The sequence below is a fragment of the Streptomyces sp. NPDC051104 genome (genome assembly GCF_040682835.1).
GTDB classification, from domain to species: Bacteria; Actinomycetota; Actinomycetes; order Streptomycetales; family Streptomycetaceae; genus Streptomyces; species Streptomyces cynarae.
Window position 1 is genome coordinate 1 of sequence record NZ_JBFBBS010000078.1, and the last position, 11769, is coordinate 11769.

An 11769-nucleotide genomic window follows, 5' to 3' on the forward strand; every position below is an offset into this window, starting at 1 on the left:
CCGCCGTGTGGATCAACGAACCCCGGCCCGAGACAGAAGCTCAGAAACAGAACTCATAACCTCAAACTGTCTCATTTGACTTGACAGCTTCCGGAGTGAAGCGGCCTCATGCCCCGGATCGGAGTCAGCGTCTTCTGGTATTGAGTTGCGGCAGTCTGTGGCTGCCCAAGGTCCGTGCGTGCCAGACGTGTGCCAGATCCTTCGGGGAACAACGGGGAACGGCCCCGGGTCCACTGTTGTCAAAGATCCCGCACCCAGCTAATTAGCCGATTACGGGATCTTGTTACTTGTTCAGCCGAATGCGGCGGAGTGCAACACCATGACAGTGATCACGTAATGACGACGTCGGGCGTCACCACGTCGCCCGCGAGGCACATTCACCGCAGGTGCTTCACGCAGGTGAACAACGCGGCTACAGGGAAAAGTCTGAGAAGAACCCCAGGGTTGGCTCATCGAACGTACCGATTACCAAGCCGCGGTCGAGGAAACGGTTGAACTCCTCGCAGCTCGTCTCAGGCAGCAGTGCGCAGCCATGACAGGCGGCCAGATTGCACGAGTCGGGGCCTTGTCCCTTCTCCCCTGCATCCATACACACCGGATCCGTCGAGCACCAGCGTGCATCGCTCAAGGCGGACGCGAAGACGGCTCGCAAGTGCTCTTGCCGGGCCATCCGGACAAGGCCTCCCATGGTGCCCTCAGAATCGCCGGCTGCGGTATAGATCAGCAGGCCGGCCATGTCACGCCCACTCTGTTGCGATACGTAGAGACGCTCCCGCAACGATGCTGAGCTGTAGCCGCTGGTGAATACGAGCTCGTTGATCAGCAGGTGTCCGAGCGTGTGCAGCATGACGAACCCTGGGCGGAGGTCTCGGGGACGCCCTCCCCGATCCGTGATCACTTGCGAGTAGCGTTGCGCAATCAGGTCGGCGCGCTTCTGGACTTCGTCCCGAGCCTCCCAACTAGCGAGCCGGTCGGGGTCGAGCTCCAGGTAGATGCCCTCACCCTTCACCACATAAGCCGGGAGCCAGTCCCAATCCGGCGGCAATGCGCGGCGGCGGAGCATGGCCTTGCCTACCGGCAGCTTGAGCTCACTGTCGCGTCCTCGCGTGAAGCCCCGCAGGGCCCGCGTCTCTTGGAGGACTGTCACGCTTCTCACCCGGGCTATGTGCGAACACAGATCCGAGTGGATACCGGGGTCGGTCGCGCGCAGGGCGTCGTCATCGGGGGTCTCGCGGATCCTTTTGAACTCGGGATAGCGCCAGATGTCGTCGCTCGTCAGGTCGTCCGAGCCGTCTGCCCCGCCCTCGTCGTCGGCACCGATGCCGTGCAGGTCGCGATACATGGCGAGAAGTTGATCGTCGCTGTACGAGTCGAAGAGCTCGGGCGGCAGCTGCTTCCGCAGCATCGCGGGGGTCGCGTCGGCACCTGCGAACGAGTGGACGATGTTCATGACCGCGCCGACGTCAGCCCGCTTCAGGAGCTCCCGCATGGCGTCGGTTACGGCACCCTCCTGCTGTGGCAGGAAGATCGATGACTCGACCCGCGGGAAGTAGACGTTGCCGGCAGCTCGGAGGGCGCCACGGACAGGCTTGTCGCACGGACCGTCCGCTTCGTGGAGCCACGGCCGGGCCCCCGAGCAGTGGTAGGGGTCGCTGCGTCCGGCCAGGTCCTCGGTGAGGACGGTACTTTCCAGGCCGTCGTCACCACGACGGCCGCCCATCGTGATGCCCTGCAACGTGCGGGACGCCCCACACCCCAGCCGTTCGTCGTGCTTGCCCTTGTCGTCGTAACCGCAGCGGACAACCTGTCCTTCAAGGCCTCCGCCGCCGGTAGAGAACAGCCGCAGCACTCCAGTGCAATCCGGGTTCTTGGACCGGTGCACCCACTTGTCGAATGGGAAGTCGTCGACGTGTCCGTCCTCGCAGATGGCCACGAACGGCACCTGTGACATACGCGGACCGCTGCCACGACGCCCCTCGTGGACACGATCCTCGCAGCGAACGACATCCTGGAAGCTCAGCGTCGTCAGCTTGAGTCGCTTGCAGTACATGCAAAAGCACCAGCGGGGGAACCGCAGGACGGGAACTGTCAGCTTGACGTTGCGCTGGTCCTTGCCACTTCCAGCCGACCGGAAGTCCGGTGGCAGCCGGAACCCGGCCACCTTGAGACGAGCTTCAAGGCGCCAGTCATGGACGACGAAGTCCTCCAGCGCGAGATTAGGGTCATCCTTCGGGTACCAGTGATCTAGACCGGCCGTAATCACCGACGTGCCGTCAACGAGCACGCTCATCGCGCCCACGCCGAACGGCGCCACAAGCTGTGCCCGCCGGATGCTTCCGCTACTCATGCCTCGCGGTCCTCCCCTGCCAGGTCATCCTTGACGTACGCCCGCGTGATCTCCAGTCGGCACTCCGCGTCGACGCTGCGCATGCTCATGGGCGTGTCCCAGGTGATCGTCTTATTGTCGGGATCGGCGAGCTCTCCGGCCGGGCGCATCAGGCCCTGCTTTGGGTCGCCGTTAAAGAAGGTGCTCGCGGCCCACGCCGTCCGCTCACCCAGGCCCCACTGACGGGCCCGTTCTGCGGCCCAGTGATCAAAGATGGCGATCTCCTCAGGGTCGGCAAGTTCGGCGCGCTGGCGCAAGAGCGCGATCGCCGCGTCGTATTCAGCTTTGGGAAAGGGATAGGGCTCGAGGCCGGGATCCAGCTGCCGCATGTGGGAGATCGCCGCGGCGTGGAGCGCGCGCTTCAGCACAGGCTCGGCAAACGGCGTGACGGATGTCGGTTCGACCTGGGCGTACAACTGCTGGTGGTACGTCCGAAACCGCTCGTAGTGGCTTCGGTCGCGCGGCTTCGCGGCGCCGTAGATCGTGATGACGAGGCCAGGCGCTCGCGGATCGCGGCCGACACGGCCGCTGACCTGGATGTACTGGGCGGTCGTCTTCGGCTGGCCCACGATCGTCATGAGGCCGAGGCGGGACACGTCGACACCGACCTCGATGATGTTGGATGCGAGACAGATGTCGATGCAGTCCGGCGAGGGGAGCTTCTGCTGCAGCTGCTCGATCGCCTTGGGGATCTCGTCGCTACGTCGGCGCGACGTCAGTTCCATCGCGTTGCGGGGCCAGCGCGGCGTAATGCCATCACGGCGCTGCAGGCCGACGAGATAGTCGGGCACGTCGGACTCCAGCAGCGAGACCGTGTTGCCTAGCTCTCTCAGGCTGTTCAGGAAGTTGAGGTTCGTCCAATAACCGTCGCGGTCTGCCTCGTCCGGGATCTGCGGTCCGGCCTGAAGCGTCGCGGCGGCGACGCGGACCTGCACGGTCTGCGTCGAGCCGAGCGAGGCGCTCATGACCCCTAGGTACCTCCGGCCGGGGGCGGGCGTTCCATCCTCCAGTGTTGCGGGCTCGGCGAAGAACGAATGCCCCTCGGTCAGCCCGTGCGGCGGGAACAGCGCCACTTCGGTGCGACCGAACAGTCCCTTGATCTGGTCTTCGTAGCGCCGGACGGTCGCGGTCGAGGCGATGATCTTCGCCGGGATCGGCTTCTCTCCGCGGCGATCGGTAGCCAGGTCGTCGATCACCGGCTCGTAGAGGCCGACCATGGACCCGAGCGGGCCGGAGATCAGGTGCAGCTCGTCCTGGATGATGAGGCCCGGGGGCGAGTACAGACGCTCGCCATCCTCGCCGAGCCCGAACAGGTTGCGGGCCTCGGGCCGCCACGCCATGGTCGCGAACTTGTCGACGGTGCCGATCACGATGGACGGCCTTGATTCGTAAATGTCTTCGTCGACGACATGCACTGGCAGTCCCCCGCGTCCGCTGAAGCGGCAGAGCTCATCGATGCACTTGAGTACGAAGCGGTTGCCTGACCATACGTACCCCGGTGTGTCCTGCCCCTTCTTGGCGCGCCGCACCGGTCCCATCTTTGTGCCGCACCACGGGCACTTGAGGAGCAGGAATCGGTTCGGCGCGTTGGAATCCGAACGCAGCTTCTTAAGGCTCGTCTCGGCGCTCTTCCACGTGTTCGGCGTTGAGTCGCCCCCGAGCCAGACGCCGATGCCGAAGGGCGCCTTGCCGAGCTCTTCCTCGTTCTCGGAGCGCATGTCCTCAAGCACGCAGATCAGGGATGACGCCCGAAGGAACTGCTGGGCGGTCAGGAGCCGGAGCGTGTACCGCATCAGGGTGTCGGTGCCGGCGTCGGCCGGGTTGCGCAGACGGCGGGCGATGAGCGAGATCGCCGAAGCGCCCAGGTAGGCCTCGGTCTTTCCGCCACCGGTCGGGAAGAAGATCAGGTCGACGACGGACCGCTTCGCGTGCGTCGGGTCGACGAGCTCTGGCAGGCTCGCCAGTACGAACGCGACCTGAAAAGCACGCCACAGACCGTCACGGAGTCCGGGCTCGGCGTCCGGATGCGCGCCGACAGGACGGTAGACGTCCTGCGCGTCTTTGACGACCTCGCGGGTGTCAAGGCGAGAGCGGACCTGCTGATAGAGCATCGCGAAGTTGGCGAGCTGGAAGGCACGCGCCGCCAGAGGATCATGCAGAACCAGCTGCCAACCCTCTTCCATCCGCTTGAGCGCCTCGCGGCAGAGCCGCATGTGCCGCAATGCCGCCGGGTGGAAGCGCTTGTCGAGATCGTGGATCGAGGCCTCCCGCCCTTCGATCCATTCGCGGTACAGCCTGAGCACCTTCCCGACCTGGGCATCGCCTTCGGGGGCCTGCTTCGCGAGCTCGGCCATGCTGACGCTGACTGGGGTCCGGCTTCCGTCCTGATGCACCTCGTAGACGTCGGGCGTCAGGCTCGCGACTTCGTACGCGGGCATGGCGTCCGCCTCGACCCAGGTAACGGGCTCGGATTCCTCCCAAGCTGCGGCGCAGCCGTGACCGATCGCGTACGTGAGACGCTCGCGGTAAAGCAGCGCGATTGACTCCTCTTCTTCGTCACTATCGGGTTGTTCGACGTCCGGGTAGGGCTCGATCCGGAGACCTCCCTGCGCGGTTGCTTTGAACCCCATCTGGAAGAAGGCACTGCCCGGTCCCGTACCGGGCACCTCGTTGGTCACAGCAAGGGTGACGAGTCGGAGGTCCGCATCAGGCTCGCCCGGCACCGTCCGGCTGAAGACACTGAGCGTCGGCACCTTGGCGGGAGCAAGCTTCGGCTCATTCACCAACGGCGCTGTTGGCACGACCTTGATCCTGTGCACTTCTTTTAGAAGCGTGGCGCCAGACACTGTCGCGTCGAGCTCGAACGGTCGGCGCACCCACCAGTCGAGATCCGAGACACCGGGGATCGTCACGACGACCCGGTCGTAGTACGCGCCGGTAACGCGCACGCGGAGAGAACCGTGTGACGGCACCCTGACCTTGAACGAGAGCGCCATCGCGGAGGGCTTCCGCCGGTTGGCATCGGAGAGGTCGAAGTCGTCCGAGTCAACCTCGTCCCAGGCAGCGTGCCCCTTCACTTCGACCGGCGGCTGATCGGGGTTTTCCTCGCTCTGGGGAGCGCCGTCGATCACGACTGGGTGCTCGTCGATGCCCGTGCCCCCGGCGCTCCCTCCGCTGGAGAGGACACCCACGCCGTACCGCCGCAGTGGATCGGAACGCGTCAGCACCTCCTCAAGGGTGTCGCGGTCATGGAACTGCCCGTTGCTCTCCTCTTTGGTCGCGAACCTGTACCGTGGCCCCGAGCAGTCAATCGGGGCGCCAAGCGGCTGCTCGCCCGGTCCCGGTCCGAACAGCTCGCGGCGCACCGCGGCCTCGACGATGCGGCGCGCATCCTCACCGGTCACAGTTCGCCCTCCATACCTGCGCGTAGTGTGTCAGCCTCAATAACTCCATACAGCCGGTCGGTTGCCCTGGTGAGCCCGACGTACATGACCGACTCGAAGTTGGGCACGAGCTTCCGGTCGAGATCTGTGACCACGACCGCCGGCGCCTCAAGGCCCTTGAAAGCCTGAATCGTGGCGTACTGCACTTCACCCTTTCTCCGCGCCTGGCCGGTAGCCGGTCGCAGGATCTGCCGGAGCCACTGATCGGTCGTGGACACCGCGACTGACCCTTCCGCCAGTGGGCTGAGCACCACGATCTCGTCCAGCCGGTAGTGGTCTTCCCGGAGCTGCCGGATCGCCTCCAGCAGCAGTGGCGTCTGGTCAGTTCCGGCCTCGTATTTCAACCATCCGGGGTTCATGCCGTCGTCGCCGCGGCGGAACTTCCTGTAGCCAGGCTCGAGGCGACTGAAGACGTTGACGCTGTGACCGATGCGTGGCAGGTTGCGGCAATTCATGGTCAGCCGACAGCTCGGCAAACGTGGCATCCGCATGCCAAGCAGTTCCCGGCCCGCACCATCGTCGTAGATCACCTGCCGCTCAAAGTCCCCGAACAGCAGCACACGCCCCGACCGGAGCCCCCCTTTGACCATCAGGTCAAGAACATCGAGATACGGCTCGCTGAGGAGGTCTTGGACCTCGTCGATCACGAGGAAGTCCACCGCCGCGTCGTCGCCCATCGCAACGATGCTGTCCATAGCTCGTTCTGGCAGCTCCTCGGTCCAGAACTCGGCCGGTGGATCGGCTGGCGGCTTCACCCCGGCCACTGCCAGCAGCTGGCGATGCAGGGTGCCGACCTCCAGGTTCGGGTCCTCGGGCATGTCGGCCATTAGCCGCCTACCGAGCAGACGGTTGAAGCAGAGCAAGCGGCCCTGACGCCCCTGAGCAAGCTCACGCCGCGCCGCCTCCATAGCCAGGAGAGTCTTGCCCGACCCGGCCGGCCCGGTGAAGAGCACCGCATGGTTGTCGGCCATGGAGTCGAGGGCCTCGTACTGCTGTTCAACGAAGTGGATGAGCTGGTCCAGGCGGGCGTGCCTGAGATCGCCGGCGACCACCCCCACCTCGAACTGAGGCCGCAGCAGGAACGCGACCCGTTGGGCTGTCGCCGTATCGGGACCGACCCCGCCGTACGCGACATGGGTGGTCTTGTCGAGGTGAGTAGTGCCTGCCTTGATCGTGCGCGTGACCGCAGCCGCAACGCCGTTCTTGAGGTCCTCGGAATCAAGCACCTGCCAGTCGTGCCACTCGGGCGACTCTGGAAGCATCGTCCGCGCGCGCACGGCGGTGAACCAGGCGGCGCTGAGCACCGGGATCGAGCTAAGGTTGACCTTCTTCTTCAACAGGTACTTGCGCAGGCTGTGCATGGCGTCGCTCGCCTGCTTGAACGGACCTCGCACAGTCGGGGCGTCGTTGCCGAGCTTCCACACTCCGTCCCGATAGTCGAACGTCAGGTGTGACTTCACTTCGATGACCAGAATTCCGTGTTCTGGCACGATGACGATGAAGTCGGCTTCCCCCTCTGGCTTCTTCACATGCTCGGCAATCCCAAGCGAGTGCAGCACGATCCAGCCGTCGGTGCCGTCGGACTCGGCGAGTGCCTTGTACAGCGCCTGTTCCCCCGGCGGCGTCCTCGCCGGGAAGTACGAAGGAATCACTCGAGCCATTCGCCGCTCCGATCGGAGACGGGGGTCCGCGTGTGCAGGCGCGGCACGATTTCTGTGTAAGGGGAACGCGCCTGCACCCGTGCGACCACCATGCTCCGGAAGCCCGCGCGCTCGATGCCCAGGCTCATGTGGCCGTCACGTTCCAGGGCCGCCAGGTCAGCCCGACTCACTGCGTCCTCCAGTTCTTCGCGCAGATCCGCGCTCGCGCGGTAAACCGCCCGGCGCAGCTCCATCGCGTTCTGACGCGAGGGCTCCACAGACAGTCCCAACCACTCAAGCAAGAGGACCAGATCATGCTCATGCTTCGGGCTGATGAGCGTTGCCTCAGTCCACGCCCGGACGCGCGCCGCCGACCTGACGCCCCGTGCTCGCAGCTCCACGATGCTCGCTCTCGCGCCCCTACTCGCGAGCCGTGCCTCCAACGCCGCCTTCCACACGCGCTGCGTCGCCTCGATCGCCCCAGCGCGCGGCCCCAGGAGATGCAGCGCAGCCTCGTACATCGCACCCTGTTCCGTCGCTCCATCACGCAGCACCAGGTACGTTCCCGGCACGACATCCTCTACGGCGGCGTACGTAACCCGTTCGCCCTCAGGCTGACGCGGGTCAAGCGCCCGGATGCGGTCGCCATCATCCAGCCAGATAGCGAGATTTCCGGCGAGCAGGACCTTCCACGCCTCGACTTCGTCGCGCTCCGGCTCACGGTCACCAGAAATGCGCCCGCGCCACACGGGCTGCGGATAGTAGGTGTCCTCTGTCAACTCATCGTCGGAGAGATGCGACTCCGGCTCGCTGAGATCGCCAACGGTCCGCTCCGTGGCCCTGGCCTTCATCGCACCATCGGCATGGTCGGCGAGCCGCGACACCGGAATCGCTCGATGGCCGAACCATGCCGGCATGAGGAAGGTCAGCTCGTCCGCCGCCGGCGCCGTCACTAGCGACGTCGGGAAAAAGGACGGCGGCCCTGCGACGTACAACTGCTCAACACGCTCGCTCACATCACCGAGCTCGCCGGGTAGCAGCACAGGAACGGAGAGCGAGTTAAGCCACTCCTGCAATCCTGCCCGGGCCCGATTGCTGCTGGCTACCACGGCACAGATAGAAGGGTCTGCCTCTTCGATCGAGCGCCAGAGCTCGCGGCCGACCGGCGAATCGGTCTGGCGCACGCCTTCGGCGGCTGCGGCGATCTCCTCTAGGAGCACTTCGTCTGCCACTGCGCCGCGGAGCATGTGCGCCTCGCGGACGACCGCGCTGGCGGCCTCGGTGACGGCCGGGTGGAACCCGCCAGGCTGCGGCTGCATCATACGGCGCCAGCGCAGGGCGTTCGCCGCACGCAGTAGGTCGCCCCAAACGTCGCTGCCGTTTTCCTTGACGGTGTAAGTGAGTCGGCGAACCGCAGCGTTGAGACGCGCACCCGCCGGATCCCCGACGACGAAGATTTCAACGCCGTAGCGTACGACTTCGACGGAAGCTTTGTACCGCCTGATGACGTCATGCACCCTGCTCATAGCGCCACCGTGAACGCAAGCGCCTCGACGCCGCCGGGCGGCCGCCAATACAGCTCATTTTCCAGGCTGACCGGGCGGCTGTTGGAACTCCGGGCTTCCATTATCGTCTCCGCGGCGGACTCATCCGCAACCGACCGGTCGATCACACAGACCACGATCGGCGCAGAAATGTCGTTGAGATACTTGATCGCACCATAGCCATCGAGGATGGCGGCTTGGCGCCGCTCGACGAGGTGCGGCTCATCCGCCAGTTTCGGGGCCGACACAACCTGAGTCGACCACGTCGCCGCTCCCTTCTCGACGGGCAGCACGTAGTTCGACAACGGGCACGGCACATCCTTCGGATCCCCAGCTTTGCCGATACACGCCGCCAGGTCCTCCCGTAGCCACTTGTCGGTGCCAACGAGAACGAGGTCCGACGGCGGAGCGGCCATCCGCTCCGCCCACGACTCTGACACACCAACGAACTGCGCCAGGAAACCCGGGGCCGGCAGCACTGAGTGCAAAGACTCCACCGCTGAGTCGAGCTCGAATACTGCCTTGTATCGCGCGACTGGCAGCACTTTGCCGGCGACGAGGACCCGCAGATCCTCGGGACCGGCTTGAAGCCACGTGAACGCGCCGGTGTGAATACGGTTGCTCGTCACCGCCCGGAGGTACGTCCCCTGGGATGCCGCCCGGAAGGCATCAATCGGAGGAGCAAGCTCGGGCGCTGGGCTGGACAACATCCAGCCAGTGGCAATGAGCGCGGCCGCGTAGTCGCGCTGCGGAACCGAGATGGCAAGCACCAACTGCCGTCCATCGAGCTTCGGAATGAAGCCACGGAGCCTCGAGCCAAGCACGATGAACGATCCGATCCACGGAGCCCATTCGACCGCTTGGTCAGGACCGTCCGCCAGGCCGAGCCTGACTGGCGAGCGTCCCTCCGTCACCCTGGCTGACTCCCTCCGGCCGGGCATGTGACTCTTTCTTGAGGTTAGACCGGATGCTTCTACCTCGGCGTCGACGTACAGGACGGTGCTCCGCAGCGCATTGCCCGCACCGAAGGACCCTGTAGAGAGCACCTCGCGCAACTGCTTGTGCTCAGACCTCATCTAACCTTTCCAGCTTCCCCACCCAAAGCCGCGTGCCCATCTACAGCTGCGGACACGGGCTCCCGCTCCCCCGGCACCCCAGCCCTCCCCACCACGGCGGACGCCCCTGCCACCCGTCCACCCCAACCAACGCTACTCACGGGGCCCCTCACGCGATAGGCATATGCGCCTGTTCGCCGCCCTTACGGTTTACTGGCGCATCACTGCCCGCGCCCTTCCCCGACCGAAGACTGCCAAAAAGCCAGCATCCTTTTCCGTACCCGGGGGGACTTCATGCCGCAACTGAACCGTCAGTTAGGCAACCGGGGTTCAACCTGGCGGTGGACGACCTCAGCTGCCCTGCGCTCGGAGCATGGCAGGCGCCGAGCGCAGCACTGGCCAGAGCGCCCTGACGCGTACGTTCCAGCAACGATGGCCGAGGTGCAGTAAGACCTTCGCCGCACCGAGCGCAAAGGCTGCTCCCTGCGACGGCTGACTCCTCATCAACCGACTGCATCACGCCAGAGGATCCCCACGCCAGCCTCCCCTCAGCCCGAACGGGTACCGGAACGCACAAGGAACCGGGTCCGGACGCAGAATATCCATGCTCTCTACACGAAATGACACCCGTGCTGAAATCGTGATCTTGCCTGGCAGGCAAGAGAGTCGGCCGCGCATCATTCCGCAACCTCTGGCGGCTGGGTGCCAACTCTGGGAGCAGGCTCCCTCTTGCCAGTCCGCCCAGTGCGCACAGCCGCTGACTCAGCCAGCACTGCCGGGACGTACTCGCCAATGCGAGTACGCTGCCCTGCTGGACAGTCAGACCCAGCAACGCCGCAGGTGGGCACAGGCTTCAGCGGAACCGTGCTCCCTGCACTGCTGGCCCCGGCGGCCCTTTCCGCTCCGCAGGGTACCTACACGATGCCCATGGACTACCTGTGGACGGCGCGTGCACCGTTTGTCGCCCACAGGTCCCTGACCTGCGCGAACGTCGGAGCCCGAAAGGCCCTCCGGAGCCGTGTTCGCGCGGGGTCGCTTCTCTTGGCGTACGAGATCAGCTACAGTGCGGTACACGGCAAGTCGTGTGCGCCGATACCGCAGTTGCTTGTGCCCACGCCACAGGTAGCGCAAACGGTGAAGGTCCCCTCGGGTCCCACGCTCATTCCGCTCACCCCTGGCAACAGCCAAGATCCGGTGAGGGCGTGGGGTTCACCGAGTTTGGAATCGACTGTGGCCAAGAAGGGCAGCACCGGACTCAAGAAGAGGGCGCGTCAACTCGCCCTACGCGAAGGTATCTCGTACCACGTTGCGCTCATGCAGCTCACTTCTAAGCGAACCGCTCGTCGGCCTGCTGGGGCTGTTCACCGGGGCGACGCCACCGAGCCGAGCCAGACGCTGGAGGCGTTTGCCAAGATGGCGGCGCGGTCGGCCAAGTTCGAGTCGCTGAGTGCGCGGTTGGCGAAGCCGGCCGGGCTGGAGCAGTTCAGCAAGTTGTCCGCACTGTCGGCGAAGCTGGACTCGCTTGGCAAGGCGGCGGTGGCGTCGGCCGGGTTGGACTCGCTTGGCAAGGGGGCGATGGAAGCGGCGTCCCTGAAGCTGTTCGGTCAGATGGCGGCGCGGTCGGCCAAGTTCGAGTCGCTGAGTGCGCGGTTGGCGAAGCCGGCCGGGCTGGAGCAGTTCAGCAAGTTGTCCGCACTGTCG

At 65.3% G+C, this 11769-nt stretch carries 6 protein-coding genes; 1 reads left to right on the forward strand and 5 read right to left on the reverse strand.

What is annotated here, in order from left to right; translation table 11 throughout:
- Positions 1 to 412: 412 nt before the first annotated feature.
- Genes AB0N14_RS38500 through AB0N14_RS38520 form a run of 5 tightly spaced genes read right to left on the reverse strand, consistent with a single transcriptional unit; the run spans position 413 to position 10089 of the window.
- Positions 413 to 2347 carry a DUF1998 domain-containing protein gene (locus tag AB0N14_RS38500; RefSeq protein ID WP_366030362.1) on the reverse strand — a complete coding sequence of 645 codons (1935 nt, stop codon included), beginning with the start codon at positions 2345 to 2347 and terminating at the stop codon, positions 413 to 415.
- Entirely contained in the window at positions 2344 to 5790 is a 3447-nt protein-coding gene (locus AB0N14_RS38505; protein WP_366030363.1) for a helicase-related protein, read from the reverse strand. Before AB0N14_RS38505 ends, AB0N14_RS38500 begins: the two co-directional genes overlap by 4 nt.
- Positions 5787 to 7490: an NERD domain-containing protein gene (locus tag AB0N14_RS38510; RefSeq protein WP_366030364.1), complete on the reverse strand. Its 1704-nt coding sequence runs from the start codon at positions 7488 to 7490 to the stop codon at positions 5787 to 5789. The genes AB0N14_RS38505 and AB0N14_RS38510 overlap by 4 nt, the downstream gene beginning before the upstream one ends.
- Positions 7478 to 8995, reverse strand: coding sequence for a hypothetical protein (locus tag AB0N14_RS38515; RefSeq protein WP_366030365.1), 1518 nt, complete (start codon positions 8993 to 8995; stop codon positions 7478 to 7480). Before AB0N14_RS38515 ends, AB0N14_RS38510 begins: the two co-directional genes overlap by 13 nt.
- Positions 8992 to 10089, reverse strand: coding sequence for a hypothetical protein (locus tag AB0N14_RS38520; protein ID WP_366030366.1), 1098 nt, complete (start codon positions 10087 to 10089; stop codon positions 8992 to 8994). The genes AB0N14_RS38515 and AB0N14_RS38520 overlap by 4 nt, the downstream gene beginning before the upstream one ends.
- 1209 nt (positions 10090 to 11298) lie before the next feature.
- Between AB0N14_RS38520 and AB0N14_RS38525 the strand changes: the two genes are divergently transcribed.
- A partial coding sequence (locus AB0N14_RS38525) for a hypothetical protein (protein ID WP_366030367.1) occupies positions 11299 to 11769 on the forward strand: 471 nt, incomplete at its 3' end.

What these genes read in the sequence shown, in the direction of transcription:
- AB0N14_RS38500 (WP_366030362.1), bottom strand. Translation starts at nt 2,347, where the DNA reads ATGAGTAGCGGAAGCATCCGGCGGGCACAGCTTGTGGCGCCGTTCGGC.
- AB0N14_RS38515 (WP_366030365.1), bottom strand. Translation starts at nt 8,995, where the DNA reads ATGAGCAGGGTGCATGACGTCATCAGGCGGTACAAAGCTTCCGTCGAA.
- AB0N14_RS38510 (WP_366030364.1), bottom strand. Translation starts at nt 7,490, where the DNA reads ATGGCTCGAGTGATTCCTTCGTACTTCCCGGCGAGGACGCCGCCGGGG.
- AB0N14_RS38520 (WP_366030366.1), bottom strand. Translation starts at nt 10,089, where the DNA reads ATGAGGTCTGAGCACAAGCAGTTGCGCGAGGTGCTCTCTACAGGGTCC.